The sequence below is a fragment of the Mesorhizobium sp. M0408 genome (genome assembly GCF_040321495.1).
Lineage (GTDB): Bacteria > Pseudomonadota > Alphaproteobacteria > Rhizobiales > Rhizobiaceae > Mesorhizobium.
This window is the reverse complement of record NZ_JAMYRO010000031.1, coordinates 29,665-46,117: the sequence shown is the minus strand read 5'-3', so window position 1 is coordinate 46,117 and position 16,453 is coordinate 29,665. Positions and strand designations below refer to the sequence as shown.

The window sequence follows — 16,453 nt, the reverse complement described above, 5'->3', positions numbered from 1 at the left end:
GCCATGACAACAGAACATGTCGAAGTCGCCATCATCGGCGGAGGCCCCGGCGGCCTGACACTGGCGCAAGGCCTGAAGAAGAACGGCATCAGTGTCGCGGTCTTCGAGAAGGACCGCGCCCGCACCGACTATGTCCAGGGTTTTCGTCTGCGCATCCGCCAGCGCGGCATCGATTCGCTGATCGCCAATTTGCCGCCGGAACTCTACGACGCTTTTGTCGCCACGCTCGGCCAGGCGCCGGATCGCAACATCCTGCTGGACGAGAATTTCAAGATCCTGGGCGAGGATGCCTGGGGCGGCGGCAACGCGCTGGGCGAGGCCGACGACACGCATATCGAAAAATCGGTAAGCCGTATCACGCTGCGCCAGGTGCTGCTCTCTGGCCTCGACGGCATCATGCGCTATGGCAAGGTCTTTTCACGCTACGACGAGCAGCCGGATGGTTCGGTCGTCGCGCATTTCGAGGACGGTTCGGCAATCCATGCCGATGTGCTGGTCGGAGCCGACGGCGCCCGCTCGCGCGTGCGCCAGCAACTGGTGCCGCATGCGCGAAGCTTCGACACCGGCGTCAGGCGCCTGGCCGGCAAGATGACGCTGCATCCCGCAGCCCTTCACCAGATCTCGCCGCTGCTACTCGACTACAATGCCGGCGTCAGGCCAACCGAAGGTCATGGGCTTATGGTCACCAGCCACAGGGTCAATGTCGACGCATTACGAAAGCATGGACTGATCGGGCTGGACGACGCCACCCACAAGGATTTTTCCGGTTTCCATTTCAACAACACCACCAGCTATGTCTGGTGGAACACCGCCTATGAAAAGGACGAACTTGCCACGGACGACGCGCTGGCAAAGCTCTCCGGTTCAGAACTGATTGACCTGCTGATCTCGAAGATCGCCCACTGGCACCCGGAAATCCTCAACCTCATCCGCTACACCGACCCATCGACGGTGGCGCTGCTTCATGTCCACAGCTCCGAACCTGTCGATCCCTGGCCGACGAAACCGGTGACGCTGCTTGGCGATGCCATCCACGCCATGACCTATTTTCGCGCGCTTGGCGGCAACACCGCGATCTACGACGCCGGGCTGCTGGTGCCAGAGCTGGTGGCCGCCAAACGCGGCGACAAGCCGCTTCTCCAGGCGCTGTCGGAGTATGAGGCCAAGATGCTGGAGCACGGCGCCAAAGCCGTGCGGTCTTCGCTGACGGCGATGCAGAAGAACGTGCTGGCGGGCCGTCGCCGCCAATCGGAAGCCGCCGAATAGTGGCTCCGAAAAAATCGCCTGACAGTGCGCCTGCCCTACGCCGCTTCCACCAGGCTGGCCGACTGGAAGTCATACAAGAGGATCGCGATCTCGAAGCCGCGCCGCTGCAGCCAATGCGCCGTCGTCGCCGCGCGGACACCGAGCAGATCGTCGATCAGCACGACGCGGGCGCCGCGCACGGCGATGGTGCGATAGGCGACACCGAGCAACTGCCCGCCCTCAGACGCGATCGACCCCGGAATATGCGCTTCGGCGAACTCGTCGGGCGTGCGCACGTCAAGCAGGTAGGTCGTCCGCTTTTCGTCCTTCGCCCAGTTCGCGGCCCTGGCCGCATTGATGCGGGGAAAGCTGTCGCCTTCGGCAAGCTTTGCGATGTGCTCCCCGGCGAAACGCTTGGCATCCTCGCTTGCCGGACCATAGATTGCGGTCTTGCCGGTTTCGAGTGCAAGACCGGCCTCGCGCCATGCCTTGGTGCCGTCGTGCAGATAGGCGACCCGGTTGGGCACGCCGGCATCGATCAGTGTCTGCGCCCCGATGATGGCGCGCGGCAGGCCGGCGCAGGAGACGACAACCTGCGTCTCCGGTGACGGCACCAGGTCGGCGAAGCGCAGCACCAGCTCGGCGCCCGGCACGCTGATGGCGCCCGGCACATGGTCCTTTTCGAACTCCGCCACCGTGCGGCTGTCGAGCACCACCACGTCGGCGCCTCGGCCTCTGAGCACCGCGAGCTCTTCAACGCTGACGACCGGGGTCCCCTTCTCGTCGCGGATCGCCAGCGAAAAATCGACGCCCGGCGTATCGAAGGTCGGCAGGCCTTCAACGCCGCTTTGCGTCCATTCCGGAATTCCACCGTTCAGCGAAAACAGCTGGGTACGGCCATACCCCACCAGTCGTTCGACAAGTTGCTCGGCAACGCCGCTGCCGTCGTCCGCCAGCACGGTGCGCACCGATTTGCGCGGGATGAAGCGGTCGATCTCGGCCTCGACCTGAGCCGCGGGCAGGTTGGTGGCGAACAGCGGCGATGCGTATCCGACAGTCGCGCTGTCGCGAATGTCTAGCACCGCCAGTTCTTCGCCATCCGCCAGCCATTGGCGAAACATTTTCGAATCGATCGTCCTGTCGCTCATGATGCTTTCCTCTCTTGCTGTTCAGCGGCGCCACGGATCGGACGCGCAAGGCCGAGGTTCTCGCGCAACGTCCCGCCTTCGTAAGCAGTCCGGAACAGACGCCGCCGCTGCAGCTCCGGAATGACGAGGTCGACAAAATCGGTGAGGCCCGTCGGCAGGATCGGCGGCATGACGTTGAAGCCGTCCGCCGCGCCACCGGCGAACCACTCCTCCATCATGTCGGCCACATCCTTTGGCGTGCCGACGATCTGGAAATGGCCGCGCGCGCCGGCAACGGCGAGATACAATTGGCGGATGGTCAGGTTCCGGCTCGCGGCCAATTCGGAAACGACTTTCAGGCGGCTCTTCACGGCATCGGAACTGCCCAGTTCCGGCAACGGTCCGTCGAGTGAATGGCCGGAAAGATCGACACCGCCGAGCAATCCTGAAACCAGCGCCACACCAACCACAGGATCGACCAGGCGCTGGATCGCATCGAACTTGCCCTCGGCCTCCGTGCGTGTCGGCGCGACGACCGGGAAGACACCGGGCATGATCTTCAAGCTGTCGGCGGAGCGGCCAAACGAGCCCAGCCGGCCTTTCAGTTCGCCGTAAAAGCCGCGCGCCGATTCGATGGTCGGGTGGGCGGTGAAAACCACCTCCGCCGTTCGCGCCGCCAAGTGTTGGCCGGCATCGGACGAGCCCGCCTGGACGATGACGGGATGGCCCTGCGGTGGGCGAGCGACGTTGAGCGGTCCCTTGACGCGGAAATGCCGGCCGGCATGGTCCGGGGCGTGGATGCCGCGCCGGTCGATGGCGATCCCCGAAGCCTTGTCGGCGACGAAGGCATCGTCGTCCCAGCTGTCCCAAAGCTTCTGCGCGACAGCGACGAATTCCTCGGCGCGGGCGTAACGGTCGGCATGAACGGGATGCTGGTCGAGGCTGAAATTCGCCGCCGCCGGCGCATCGGCTGAGGTGACGACATTCCAGCCTGTCCTGCCGCCGCTGAGATGATCGATCGAAGCGAACAGCCGCGCCAAGTGGAACGGCTCCCAATAGGTGGTCGAGGCGGTCGCAACGAGCCCGATCCCTTGCGTGATGGTCGAGAGCGCCGACAAAAGCGTCAGCGGCTCGAAATGCACGACATGGCCGGTGCGCTCGAAGGTCTCGATCGGCTGCTCGCCATTGCGCGCGCTGAGACTGTCGGCCAGAAACACCATGTCGAACAGGCCACGCTCGGCAGTGCGCGCGGCGTCCGCATAGTGCTGAAAGCTCAGGCCCGGATTGGCAGGCACATCGGGATGGCGCCAGGCAGCGACATGATGGCCCGGTCCGCGAACAAAGGCTCCAAGCCTTATCTTTCGATTTTCAGTCATCAGCGGTTCTCGGGCTGGTCGCAAAGGGCGTTCCTATCTAGCGCCTGCCAAACCCGCTGAGTGAAAGAATGCCTTCCGCCAGCTGGCAATTATTGTTTTTTGACATCGGGTTACGGGAAAGCACGATGATCGTTGCCGGGGCGATGGGCTAGAGCCACGACCACCGGCGTCGCAAAGGTTCTTGATGCTTCATACCCCTTCCTCCCCGCTACGCTCGATCCCTCGTTCAATCATCATCGTTGGCGGCGGCTTTGCCGGCGCGGTTACCGCGATCAAGCTGCTCGACCGTTCAACTGAGCCGCTGGCAATCACCATCATCGAGCGCCGGGCCGAGCTCGGTCGCGGCGTTGCCTATAGCACCGTCGATCCACAACACCTCGTCAACGGCGCGGCGCGCATCTTCTCGCTGCATCCGGACGATCCCGATCACCTCGTTCGCTGGCTTATGGCGAATGGGCCGGAGCACGGCTGGACACCGCCCGAGGATGTCCCGGACTCAAGCCCGCCGCGCTGGCTGTTCGGCAGCTATGTCCAGTCCGAACTGACGAGAGCGATCAGAGAAGCAGACGGGCGTTCGTCGCTGCGCCACATCAAGGCATCCGCCGTCGACATGCTGACCGGCCCGTCAGGGGTATGCGTCGGCACCGGCGACGGCCAGCAATTGCTGGCCGATGAGGCCGTGCTGGCAACCGGGGTGTTCCAGAGCCAGCCGTCCACCACGGAAGCAGCCGTCGTCAGCGATCCCCGTTATGTCGCCAATCCCTGGGATTCGGCGGCGCTCGATCGGCTCGCCGGCAGCAAGGAACTGCTGCTGATCGGCTCCAGCCTCAGCATGGTCGACGTCGTCGCCAGCATGGAAGCGCGCGGCTTCAAGGGCGGTTATCGCGTCGTGTCGCGGCGCGGACAGATCGTCGAACCTCGGCGCAACGCGGAAGCGTGGCGCGATTTCCTCACCGGGCGGCCGCTGCCGAAAACCACCAGGGCGCTTCTCGCACTGGTCAAGGCCGAACGCCGGGCAATCGAAACCACCGGCCTGGACTGGCAAGGGCTGCCACTGACGATCCGGCCGTGGATCCTGGCCTTGTGGCAAGGCGCCACCGACAGGGAGCGCTTGAAGTTCGCACGCCATCTGCGCGCCTTCTGGGATGTCACCGCGCACCGCGCGGCGCCACCGAGCTTTGAGCGCGTGGCACTGGCGCGAAGCCAAGGCCGTTGGACGGGTGGAGCGGGACGGGTGCTGGCGCTCAATCCGGAAGCCGACGGCATTGCCGCCGAGATCCGCTGGCGCGATAGCGGCGCGGTCGAACGCCTGCGTTTCGATGGTGTCGTCAACTGCCGCGGCCATCAGGAGCACGACTGGCGGCGGATCGCCGATCCATTCGTCCAAAGCCTGCTCGAGAACGGCATCGTTAGGCCGCATGCGACCAGCTTCGGCATCGATGCCACGCGCGAAGGTCAGGTAATTTCCCGTAACGGCAGGACCCACGGCAATCTGTTTGCCGTCGGCCATCCGCTGCGCGGCGTTGCCTGGGAATCGAGTTCCATCGGCGAACAGCTGGCTCAGGCCATCGCCCTTGCCGACCTTCTGGTCAAGGCCAGCCCAAGGCTGCGTGCTCTGGCCTGAGCATGCTGCACATCAAGGCGACAGAAACACAAAAAGGGGCCGCATCGAGATGCAGCCCTTTCTCATTCCGATTGCCCTGCAGGGTCAGGCGTTCGGATCGATATAGGCGTCGGCGAAACTGGCCGACAGGCCTTCGGCACCCGGTGCGTAGTTCTTGACGGTTTTGCGGGCGATGATGATGGTCGGCGGCGCGATCAGATTGATGATCGGCAACTCATCGGCGATGATCTCCTGGAACTTGAAGAAGAGCTGCTTGCGCTTGGCCTCGTCGAGCTCGACCGATGCGGCTTCCAGCAACCGGTCAACCTCCGGGTTCTCATAGTGCGCGCCGTTGGAGAACGGCAGCCCTTTCTTGATGTTCTTCGACCAGTAGAGCCGCTGCGCGCCGGCGCTCGGATCGAAGATGTTGCCGCAGGATTCCGTCGACAGGTCCCAGGTGCGATCGGTGTAGATGGTTTTGACATAGGTTCCGAAGTCGAATTTTTCGATCTCGGCATCGATGCCTATCTTGGCCAATGCCTGCTTGAGGAAATCGGCATAGCCCCAAGGGTTGTAGGGATTGTTGGTGAGCCTGAGCTTGAAGCGTACGCCGTCCGCTCCCCGCTTGAAGCCGGCCTCGTCGAGCAGTTTTTCCGACAATGCCGTATCGACGGTCGCGGCCTTTACGTCGGGATCGAAATACTTCTTGTTGACGACGCTGATCGGCGTCGGCGAGACTTGGCCATAACCGTAAAACACGATTGCATTGACCGCGTCGAGGTCGATCGCGTGCGCGATTGCTTGGCGGACCTTCTTCTCCTTCAGGATCGGGTTTTCGAGATTGATGATCAACTGGTGCAGCGGGCCGCTGTAGGCGAAGACCGTGCTGTCGACTACGAATTGCGGCAGCGCCTTGAAACGCTCCAGGTCGGCAAACGCCACCGGGTTCGGTCCGATGTCGACCTCGCCGGCCTCCAGTGCCGCGGCGCGTGCACCCGGATCGGTGATGAAGCGGAAAATGATCCGGTCGAGATAGGGTTTAGGCGCATCCCAATAGGTCGGGTTCTTTTCGACGAGGATGTGGCTGCCCTTCACCCATTCCTTCAGCACGAACGGCCCGCTGCCGATGATCTGCTCGAAGGACGGATCGTCAGCCGGCTTCAGTTTCTCGTATACGTGCTTGGGCACGACCGGCGATTCCGTCGCGGCCAGCCCCGAGATCAGCGCGGCGGATGGCTTCGACAATTTGATCTTCACGATATACGGGTCCGACGTGTCGATGTCGGTGACGTTCTGGAAGGTGATGCGCCCGCGCGGATGCGCTTCGCGCAGCCGCGAGATCGAAAAGGCCACGTCCTCGGAGGTCAGATCATGGCCGTCGCTGAACTTCACCCCCTGGCGCAGCTTGAAGACATATTCGAGCCCGTCGTCGCTGATCGACCATTCGGTGGCCAGTTGCGGTCGCGGATTGAGATCGTAGTCGTAGGCGAGCAGGCCGTCGAAAATCTTCGGACCGATGGTGGCCGGTCCGCCGGCGCTGGTGTTGATGGAAACGATCTGGTTGGGCTCGGGATAGTAGACGAAATTGAGTGTGCCGCCGGCCACCGGCCTTGCGTCTTCTGCGAATGCCCCGGCGGGAAGTGCGGCGCTCGCGCCGGCCAGCAGCAGGAACTGGTTGAACAGGCGTCGGTTGATGGTCATGGTCGGTACTCCGCGTTGGCGCGATTTATCCTTTAGTGGAGAAGTCGGGGTCGCCGTTTTCACGCGCCGATCCCAACCAAAGGGACTTGCACTTAGGCGTTTGGCGCGAGCCAGATCTGTGCAAAGCTGTTGTTGATCCCTTGCGCGCCAGGCGCAAAATCCCGGACTTTCTTGTTGGCGACAATCTGCGCGCCGGCCGCCACGAGATCGACCGACACCACGTCGTCATGGATGATGTGCTGGAACTTGTACCAGAGCTCGCGCCGCTTGGTCTCATCGGGCTCGATCGCCGCCGCTTCTAGGATCTGGTCGACCTCGGGGTTTGCATAGTGGCTGGCGTTGGAGAAGACGAGGCCGATCTTGAAGTTCTTCGACCAGTAGGCGCGCTGAACACCGAGCGTCGGATCGAAGGTGTTCGAGAGCGACTCGACCACCAGGTCCCAGGCGCGGTCGGTGTAGACGGTCTTCAGGAACGTCGACAGGTCGAGCTTCAGGATCTCGGCGTTGATGCCGACCACTGCCAGCGACTGCTTGATGAAATCGGCATAGGACGCTGGCAGGAACGCGTTATAGGCGAGCCGCAGCTTGAAGCGCGTGCCATCGGCGCCACGCGGATAGCCGGCGTCGTCGAGCAGTTTCTCCGCCAGTTTGGTATCGGGCTCGCGCGCCTTGATGCTGGGGTCATACCATTTTGGCAGTGCCGTGCTGATCGGACTTGGCGACACCTGCGCATAGCCATAGAGCGCGATGTCGACCAGCTTCTGCAGGTCGATGGCGTGGGCAATGGCTAGGCGCACATCGCGCTTAGTCAGGATTTCGTTTTCGTAATTGAAGAACAATTGCTGCTGCGGGCCGGAATAGGCGTAGGTGTTGGTGTCGACGACCAGAGCTGGGTTTGCCTTCAGCCGCTCGATATCGGCCAGCGGCACGGGATTGGCGCCGATATCGATCTCGCCGGTTTCAAGAGCCGCCGAGCGTGCGGCCGGGTCGAGGATAACATGCAGCACGACACGGTCGAGATAGGGCCTGGGCGCATCCCAGTAGTCCGGGTTGCGGTCGAAGATCAGATGGCTGCCGGGCACCCATTCCTTGAGCACGAAGGGACCGGTGCCGATCGTCTGCTCCAGCTTGGGCTGCTCCGCCGGCTTGAACGTTTCATAGACGTGTTTCGGCACGATCGGCGATTCCGAACTGCTCAGCGCCGTGATCAAATAGGGCGCCGGCTTTGAAAGCACGATGATGGCGGTGTGCGGATCAGGCGTCTCTACCGCCGTCACGTTCTGGTAGGTGATGCGGCCTCGCGGATGCGCCTCCTTCAGCCGAAAGATGGTGAAGGCAACGTCCTGCGAGGTGAAATCCTTGCCATCGTGCCATTTGACGCCCTCGCGCAGCTTGAAGGTATAGCGCAGGCCGTCATCGCTGGTCGACCATTCCGTCGCCAGCAGCGGTTTCGGGTTGAGATCATAGTCGAAATCCAGCAGGCCCTCATTGACCTTGGGCCCGATCGCCTGGCCGGTGCCCGACGAGGTGTTGATGGCGATCAGCGACGTGGGGTCGGGATAGTAGGCCCAGTTGAGCGTACCGCCCTGAACCGGCGTGCCTTCGGCGGCAAAGGAAAGACCGGGCAATGCGAAGCTCGCACCGCCAAGCAGCAAGAGCTGGTTGAAATGACGACGATTGACAGACATGGCCTTGAGCTCCGGAAAACGGCTTCGATGGCATCCGGCGGCCGAACACACTCCGGCGCCTCGACGCGATGATCTCTGCCACGCCGCAAAACCGGAAGAATGATTTTCTATCGTCTGCCGAAAGCACCGCTTCGCACGACCGTTTCATTCCAGGATCTGGCAAAGCTGCTCGACGCCCAAATCAGCGCTCCGATCTTATTTCTACAAGAATTGTAGACATTACGATTTTTTAGATTTCCGTTCCCGCTGCCGCGACGCTGCGGCAAACGAAATTTTCCACCGGGCACTTTGGCGCAAAGCCCGCCCTCGTCGCGCCCGGCCTGAACGTGTTGAATGCGCTCCATGGTCGATCTCATTCGCGCAAAATCAAGGAAGCTGCGGCCGACGCTGGCGAGGCTTCCGCCGCTGACGTCGCTTCGCGCTTTTGTCGCAACCGCCCGCCACCTGAGCTTTACGCGGGCGGCCGAAGAACTCCATGTGACGCCTGCCGCCATCGGCCAGCAGATCCGCCTGCTCGAGGATCACCTCGGTCAACCGCTGTTCCATCGAAACCGCGGCGAGCTTCTGCTGACGTCGGCCGGCCAGGCGCTGATGCCCGGCCTCACCGAGGCTTTCGACGTCGTTGTCGAGTCGGTCGCGCGGATTTCCGGCGACGAGGAGGATGCGCCGATCAAAGTGTCGGTCGCGCCCTCCTTCGCCAGCAAATGGCTGATCCCGCGCCTCGACGCACTGCGCGACGCGGTACCCGGCCTAGAAGTGCTGGTCGACGCATCGACCAGACTTGCCGACTTTGCCAGCGAAGACGTCGACTGCGTCATCCGCTACGGGTCGGGCGCCTATAGCGGCCTGCTGACGGAACGGCTTTTTTCGGAAGCGGTGCTCCCCGTCTGCAGCCCGGAATTTGCCCGCATGCACGGTCTCTATCGCGGGCCGGAGGGGCTGCGTGACGCACCGATCCTGCATGAGGACGGTCCGGAACGCGATCCAAGCTGCCCTGACTGGAAGGGCTGGCTGAGATCCAACGGCCTGTCTGGCCGCTTTGTCGAGGGCGGTATACGGCTTAGCCAATCGTCACTGGTGCTCGACGCTGCTGCTGCCGGCAAGGGCATCGGTCTCGGCAAATTCCGGCTGGCCGAGCCTGACCTTGCCGCAGGGCGGCTGGTCAGTCCGTTCGGCTCACCGCAGCCGGTCGAGTTTTCCTATTATTTCGCGACGACACCGCACAAGGCGAAGCTGGCGACAGTCGAGCGCTTCCATGGCTGGCTGAAGGCCGAGGCGCGGAGGCTTGGCGCGCTCGACTTCACGCCGCCGGCGGCGCTGCCGGCGCGCATCGCCATCATCGCCGCCGAATAGCCCCGCCTCGGTCTCGCGAGCAGGCGCGCGCCTATTTGAGCTTGAAGCCCAGGGCCTTCAGCACTTCGCCCAGGCGATCACGGCCTTTCAGCGCTGCTTTGCTGCCGATGCGGTTCGAAAGCAACTCTGTCCAGTCCACCACAGGCATCGCCTGCTCCTGCTGGAATAAACGAAGCCTCTGGTTGTAGGCTGCAAGATCGTCCGGATCGGGCTCTGATCGATAGCGCTCGCGGTGCAGCACCACAGCCTGCGGCAGTCTGGGCTTGATGTCAGTCGCAGCCAGGAGATCGGGATAGCCGACGGTCAGGCCGAACACCGCCACGGTTTCCGGCGGCAGACCGAGTTCGCGTGCCACCTCCTGCGGATGATTGCGCATGGCGCCGATGTAGCAGGAGCCGAGCCCGAGCGCATCGATCGCCACCACGGCATTCTGCGCGGCAAGTGCGGCGTCGATCACGGCCAGCAGAAAACTCTCCTGATAGTCGAGCCCCTCGCCCTCCCGGCCGTTTGCCTCGGCTATGGCGCGCAGCCGCGACAGGTCGGCCAGCCAGACCAGCAGCAGTGGCGCCTGCTCGATATGGCGATTGATCGCCGCCAGTCCGGCAAGCCGCGCCTTGCGCGCCGGATCCTCGACGACGACGACACTCCACGCCTGGAGATTGGACGAGGTCGGTGCCGACTGGGCGGCCGCGATGATCAGTTCGAGCATTCCTTCGGGCAGAGGCCTGGCGAGATAGTTGCGGACCGAGCGATGCGAAAGGATCGCCTCGAGGGCTTCGTTCCAGTTTCCGGTGTGCGTATGTTGCGGCGCCCGGTAACGCCGCCGCAGCGCCGCTTCACCACGCAGGTCGGCGTCGGAAGGGCGGATGCTGAAGGCGGCCGGCTGTGACATCGTCTTCCCTACTTGGCAATCTGGCTTCCCTCGCCGGCCCTTGCCGGTTCAAGAAGCGCGGCTTAGGCCCCATTGCGCAATAGCGGAAGCAACTGATCGCCTTGCCGCTTGATCTCGGAAAGGTACGGCGTGTCCGAGAGCACGAAATGCGTGATGCCCAGATCCCCGTACCTGCCGAGCGAGTGGGCGACGTCGGCGGCCGAGCCGACCAGCCAGGTGGTACCGGCACCGCCGCCGCCATATTTGCCCGGCGCAGTATAGAGGTTGTCGTCCAGCACCTCGCCACGCGCGTGCAGATCAAGCAGACGCTGCTGGCCCACCGCTACCGCCCGACCGTGATCGTTCCAGCCGGCGCCTTGGCCCTTGGCCATCTCCTCGACCTTCGCCTCGGCGTCCGCCCAGGCCTGGCCAGTGGTGTCGCGGACCAGCGTGGTGACCCGCAACCCGAATTCCAGAGGCGGGAGGTCTCGGTCGAGTTCGCTGCTCAAGGCTTTGAGCCGCTCGATCCGCTCCCGGACGCCGTCGAGCGGCTCGCCCCAGAAGAGCTGGACATCCGCCTCGCTGGCCGACACCCGCTCGGCCGCCTCCGACGCGCCGCCGAAATAGAGCTTCGGATGGCGACGATCGCCACGCACAGGAATGCGGGGCATGACGGTAGACCCGGTGACCTGGAAGTGCTCGCCCGCAAAGGTCACGTTCTCTTCGGTCCAAAGTCTGCGGACCAGCCGCATGAACTCTCCGGTGCGGGCATAGCGATGGTTCTGCTCGCCTTCGCTGTCGCCATACGCAGCGAGGTTGTCCTTGCCCGACACTATGTTGATACGCACGCGCCCGGCGATCAGCTGGTCGAGCGTGGCGACCGCGGATGCGAAGTGCGCCGGCCGCCAGTAACCCGGGCGGATCGCGATGAGCGGTTCGAAGGAGGTGGTCCGCGCGGCGAGCGAGGCGGCGACGGTGAACGTGTCGGGCCGCCCCCAGCCGGTACCGATCAGCGCGCCCTTCCAACCGTGTTCCTCAAGCGCCTTCGCGTGGCTGGTCAGCGTCTCCAGGCTGTTGTGGTCCTCGACGGCCGGCTCGCCGCGATGACCGGGATCGACCTGGTTCGGGATGTACCAAAGAAACTCGGTATCAGCGCTCATTCTCGGGCCTGTATTTTTGTCGGGCATGCAGGTCAATGGCAGGACCTTCCGCTCAGCTGCATTTTGATGATCATTCAAAAGGCTGCCCCTTGCAGCCCTGGCGCCTTGCGCGGCTGCGGTGCAAAGCGGCTTTCGGGCCTGATAAGGCCGAGGTGGTCGCGCAGCGTGCGCGCTTCATATTCGCTGCGGAACAGGCCACGCCGGCGTAGGATCGGCACCACCGTGTCGACAAAGACCTCCAGTCCGGTCGGCAGGACGTCCGGCATCAGGTTGAAACCGTCGGCGGCGCCGGCGACAAACCATCTTTCGATGTCGTCGGCGATCTGCTCGGGCGTGCCGACGATGGTGCGGTGGCCGGTGCTGCCGTTCAGCGCCCGGATCAGCTGGCGAACGGTGAAATCGTTGCTGCGCGCGAGCGCGAGCGTGGCCTTGAAGAAGGTGTGGCCGCCATTGGGGGGCAGTTGAATCCCTTCTGGCAGCTTCTCGTCGAGCTTCAGCCGCTCGCGGTCGATGCCGAGCACGCCGGACAGCCGCCCAAGGCTGTAGTCGAGCGGAATGCGATCCCACAGCTCTTCTTGCCGCCGCTCCGCTTCCGCCTCTGTGCTGCCGATGATGGTGGCTAGGCCGGCGAGGTTGAGCGGCACGCCGCCGGTGCGGCCATAGGCGACGGCACGCGCCTTAAGTTCCCGCGCATAGCCGAGCGCTTCCTCGAAAGATTGCGATGCGGAAAACACGGCTTCGGCGTGGCGGGCGGCGAGGTCCTTGCCGTCATCGGACCCGCCGGCCTGGACGACCACCGGATGCCCTTGCGGCGAACGCGGCACATTGTGCGGCCCGTGCACCGAGAAATGTGCGCCCTTGTGGTCGATGGCGTGAACCTTGGTGGCATCGACGAAGCGCCCGCTGGCGACATCACCGATGAAGGCATCGTCCTCCCAGCTGTCCCACAATGCCTTGACGATGTCAGCGAATTCCGCCGCCCGCTCGTAGCGCCGGCCATGATCGATGGCACCGTTGAGGCCGAAATTGCGGGCCGAGGCGGGATCGGCCGTGGTGACGATGTTCCAGCCGATGCGTCCGCCGCTGACATGGTCGAGCGTCGCGAAGCGCCTGGCGATATTGTAGGGCTCGTTGAAGCTGGTCGATACCGTGGCGATCAGGCCGATGCGCTCGGTTGCGGCGGCTACCGTCGCCAGCACGATGGTCGGCTCCAGCGACGTGATCGGACGATAGTCAATGCGGTCCGATATCGCCGCCTGGTCGGCAAGGAATACGGCGTCGAGCTTTGCGCGCTCTGCGATCTTCGCCACCTGTACATAGTGGTCGACGGTGAAGGCGGCATAGGGGTCGACGCCGTCCATCCGCCATGCCGCCGGCGAGAAGCCGGCATGCAGGACGTTGACGTTGAGATGGAGCTGCCGGCCGCTCATCGAAAGACGCCGGGCTCGGGATAAGCGCCGGTCAGATACCAGGTGCCGACTGTGCGGGTCTTGTATTCGGCAGGGTTGTGCAAGGTGTGAATGCGTGCGTTGCGCCAGAAGCGGTCGAAGCCGTATTTGCGCACTGCGGAGCGGGCACCCATCACCTCGAATATCTCGGTCGTGACTTCGAGCGCGACATCGCCTGCCAGCACATTGGCCGCGGCGACGGCAACCGCCGCCTCACCGCGTTCTTGCTCGGTCAGCGCCTTGCCGCGCGCGATCGCATGATCGATCGCCGCCGCCGCGCGATCGGCCAGCACCGTCGCCGCCCGCGTCTTGACCCAGAGCTCGCCATACTGCCGCTTGATCCATGGATCGTCGATATGGCGCTCGACGCCGGAATACATCCACGGCCGCGAACTGTTGAGCGTATAATCTCGCGCCGCCAGCAGCGCGCCCTGGGCCGTGCCGACAAAGACATTGAGCAACACGCTCTGCTGCTGCAGCGGGCCGATGGTGCGGATTGGCAACGACGCGTCGACCCAACCGCGCACCAACTCGCTGTCGTGGATCCTGACGTCCTTGTAAGCGACCTTGCCGCTGCCGGTCTGCGTCTGGCCGATGCCGTCCCAGTCGTCGAGAACGGTGATGCCTTCGCGGTTCGCGGGGATCGCCGCGAATTTCCTCTCGCCGCTGACCTCGTCTTCCCACGAGGTCGAAAGATAGTCGGCGACATGCGAGCCGGAGGCGAAGGGTTTGAAGCCGTTGACGATCGTCCACTCGCCATCTTTGCGGCCGAACAGCGTTTTGGAAAAACTGTTGCCGGTGTTGCCCCAGAACCAGTCGCCGGCAGCCGAACGCCGCAGCAGATCGGCTGAGCGCGGTTCGTCCGAATTGAGCCTGGCGGCGATCAGTGCGCTGAAATGGTAACCGTAAATATGGCCGATCGAGCCGTCGACCTTGGCGAACTCGCGCCCGATCTTCAGCGCTGTCGAATAGGGTTCGCCGGCGCCGCCGAATTCCTTGGGAATGACGATGGTGAGCAGGCCGCTTTGCTTGAGCATCCGTATCTGTTCGACGGGTCTGCCGCCAAGCTGGTCGCGCTCGACCGCATCGCGGGCAAAGATGTCGCGCAGCTCGACCGCCTTGGCGATCCATGGATTGGACGTATCGGGATCGAAGGTCATCGTCTCACTCATGCAGATGAGGGAAGCCGTGGCGCTCGGCAAGCAGTGCGAGAATACGCCTAGTATCGTCGACGAAGACCTTGCCTTTGGCCGTCGGCAGGCCGGCGGGCGGATCGCTGCCGATGATCAGCACCGGCAGCGACTGGTGCCGTTCGCCGAGCGCATCGATCACCTTGCCTCTCGGCCTCGAAAACGGCACGCGCTCAACGTCGAGTCTGGCGGCGAGATCGGGAAAGGCTGCGAGCAATCCCTCAACCTGGTTGCAATAGGGGCAGACGAACGTCTGGCCCGGCTGCTTTGGGTCGGCGAAACCCGGCTGGATGAGAAAGAGCGTGTCGCGCTCCATTGCCGGCCTACTCCGCAGCCGCCGCGGCATGCCGCGAAAAGCGGTTTGCCGGCCGCTTCAGGCCGAGATTGTCGCGCAAGGTGCTGCCCTCATACTCATCGCGGAACAGGCCACGGCGGCGCAGTTCCGGCACCACCAGCTCGATGAAATCCTTCAGGCCGCCGGGCATGATCGGCGCCATGATGTTGAAGCCGTCGGCACCGTAATTCTCGAACCGCTCTTCCATGATGTCGGCGATCTGTTGCGGCGTGCCGACCACTTGCCAGTGGCCGCGGGCGCCGGCGATGCGCAGATAGAGCTGCCGGATCGTCAGATTCTCGCGTCGCGCCAGATCGATCACCAGAGCCTGCCGGCTCTTGCCGGCATTGGTCTCCGGCAAATCCGGCACCGGCCCGTCGAGCGGATAGGCGCTGAGGTCGAAGCCGCCGGCCAGCGCCGAGACCAGACCGAGGCCGACTTCCGGCTGGATGAGATCCTGCAGCTGTTCGAACTTCTCCCGCGCCTCGGCTTCGGTGCGGCCGACGACCGGGAAAATGCCTGGCAGGACTTTCAGGTCATCCTCCGAGCGGCCATATTTGCCGAGCCTGCCCTTGACGTCGGCATAGAAGGCGGTGGCTTCGTCGAGCGTGATCTGCGCGGCGAAAATCGCTTCCGCGGTACGAGCCGCCAGCTCTTTGCCCGGACCCGACGCCCCGGCCTGGACCACGACCGGATGACCTTGCGGCGTTCGCGGCGTGTTCAGCGGACCACGCACCTTGAAGTGCTGGCCCTTGTGGTTCAGCACATGCAGTTTGTCCTTGTCGAAATAGCGCCCGATTGCTCTGTCGCGCGGGAAGGCGTCATCTTCCCAGCTATCCCACAGGCCGAGCACGACATCGGCGAATTCCTCGGCGCGGTCGTAGCGCTCGCCATGCTGGATATGCGTCTCGTGACCGAAATTGAACGCTGCCTCCGGATCGGACGAAGTGACCAGATTCCAGCCGGCCCGCCCGCCGCTCAGATGGTCGAGCGACGCGAACTGGCGGGCCAGATTGTAGGGATCGGAAAAACTGGTCGACGCCGTGGCGATGAGGCCGATGTTCCTGGTCACAGCCGACAGTGCCGACAGCAGCGTGATCGGCTCGAACGGATAGACGCCGCTATGCGCCTTGCGGCTGGCGGCCTCCAGATCCTTCAGCCGCGCCGCCACGCCGTCGGCGAAGAAGATCGTGTCGAACTTGGCTGCTTCCGCCAGCCGGGCCAGCTCGACATAGTCGTTGAGGCTGGTCCCTTCTCCTGCCTCCGGGTGGCGCCAGGCTGCGACATGGTGGCCGGTGAAGAGAAGAAAGGCTCCAAGCTTGAGCTTGTCCTTGCGGCTGGCCATGTTCCGCGCCTC

The 16,453-nt window shown here is 63.8% G+C and carries 13 protein-coding genes; 3 read left to right on the top strand and 10 right to left on the bottom strand.

Translation table 11 applies throughout. From position 1 onward, the window contains the following. Positions 1–3: 3 nt before the first annotated feature. Positions 4–1,266, top strand: a complete 1,263-nt coding sequence (locus NKI67_RS27635) for an FAD-dependent oxidoreductase (RefSeq protein WP_352647906.1) — start codon at positions 4–6, stop codon at positions 1,264–1,266. A gap of 35 nt (positions 1,267–1,301) precedes the next feature. Here the strand turns inward: NKI67_RS27635 and NKI67_RS27630 are convergent, their stop codons facing one another. After that, positions 1,302–2,393: a rhodanese-like domain-containing protein gene (locus NKI67_RS27630; RefSeq protein ID WP_023679447.1), complete on the bottom strand. Its 1,092-nt coding sequence runs from the start codon at positions 2,391–2,393 to the stop codon at positions 1,302–1,304. Further along, positions 2,390–3,751 (bottom strand): LLM class flavin-dependent oxidoreductase, encoded by a 1,362-nt coding sequence (locus NKI67_RS27625; protein WP_198023630.1) that lies wholly within the window; start codon positions 3,749–3,751, stop codon positions 2,390–2,392. The genes NKI67_RS27630 and NKI67_RS27625 overlap by 4 nt, the downstream gene beginning before the upstream one ends. A gap of 181 nt (positions 3,752–3,932) precedes the next feature. Here NKI67_RS27625 and NKI67_RS27620 point away from each other — a divergent pair, with 181 nt between their 5' ends. Then, positions 3,933–5,372: an FAD/NAD(P)-binding protein gene (locus tag NKI67_RS27620; protein WP_352647904.1), complete on the top strand. Its 1,440-nt coding sequence runs from the start codon at positions 3,933–3,935 to the stop codon at positions 5,370–5,372. A gap of 84 nt (positions 5,373–5,456) precedes the next feature. Here the strand turns inward: NKI67_RS27620 and NKI67_RS27615 are convergent, their stop codons facing one another. Beyond that, on the bottom strand, positions 5,457–7,052 hold the full coding sequence (locus tag NKI67_RS27615) for an ABC transporter substrate-binding protein (protein WP_352647901.1): 1,596 nt from the start codon (positions 7,050–7,052) through the stop codon (positions 5,457–5,459). Between the two features lie 92 nt (positions 7,053–7,144). After that, positions 7,145–8,740, bottom strand: coding sequence for an ABC transporter substrate-binding protein (locus NKI67_RS27610; RefSeq protein WP_352647899.1), 1,596 nt, complete (start codon positions 8,738–8,740; stop codon positions 7,145–7,147). Positions 8,741–9,082: 342 nt separating this feature from the next. Between NKI67_RS27610 and gcvA the strand changes: the two genes are divergently transcribed. Continuing rightward, positions 9,083–10,093: a transcriptional regulator GcvA gene (gene gcvA, locus NKI67_RS27605; RefSeq protein WP_352647896.1), complete on the top strand. Its 1,011-nt coding sequence runs from the start codon at positions 9,083–9,085 to the stop codon at positions 10,091–10,093. 31 nt (positions 10,094–10,124) lie between these two features. Here the strand turns inward: gcvA and NKI67_RS27600 are convergent, their stop codons facing one another. From NKI67_RS27600 to NKI67_RS27575, 6 genes are all read right to left on the bottom strand, one after another. Further along, positions 10,125–10,985, bottom strand: coding sequence for an NADPH-dependent oxidoreductase (locus NKI67_RS27600; RefSeq protein ID WP_352647894.1), 861 nt, complete (start codon positions 10,983–10,985; stop codon positions 10,125–10,127). Positions 10,986–11,047: 62 nt separating this feature from the next. Then, positions 11,048–12,124, bottom strand: a complete 1,077-nt coding sequence (locus NKI67_RS27595; RefSeq protein WP_352647892.1) for an LLM class flavin-dependent oxidoreductase — start codon at positions 12,122–12,124, stop codon at positions 11,048–11,050. 74 nt (positions 12,125–12,198) lie between these two features. Next, the gene (locus NKI67_RS27590; protein ID WP_352647890.1) at positions 12,199–13,554 is read right to left on the bottom strand and encodes an LLM class flavin-dependent oxidoreductase; all 1,356 of its coding nucleotides are present in this window, start codon (positions 13,552–13,554) and stop codon (positions 12,199–12,201) included. Beyond that, positions 13,551–14,732, bottom strand: a complete 1,182-nt coding sequence (locus NKI67_RS27585) for an acyl-CoA dehydrogenase family protein (protein WP_352647887.1) — start codon at positions 14,730–14,732, stop codon at positions 13,551–13,553. The genes NKI67_RS27590 and NKI67_RS27585 overlap by 4 nt, the downstream gene beginning before the upstream one ends. A 4-nt stretch (positions 14,733–14,736) precedes the next feature. Beyond that, positions 14,737–15,078 carry a DUF3088 domain-containing protein gene (locus NKI67_RS27580; RefSeq protein WP_352647885.1) on the bottom strand — a complete coding sequence of 114 codons (342 nt, stop codon included), beginning with the start codon at positions 15,076–15,078 and terminating at the stop codon, positions 14,737–14,739. Between the two features lie 7 nt (positions 15,079–15,085). Then, the gene (locus tag NKI67_RS27575) at positions 15,086–16,441 is read right to left on the bottom strand and encodes an LLM class flavin-dependent oxidoreductase (RefSeq protein ID WP_352647883.1); all 1,356 of its coding nucleotides are present in this window, start codon (positions 16,439–16,441) and stop codon (positions 15,086–15,088) included. Between the last annotated feature and the right edge of the window lie 12 nt (positions 16,442–16,453).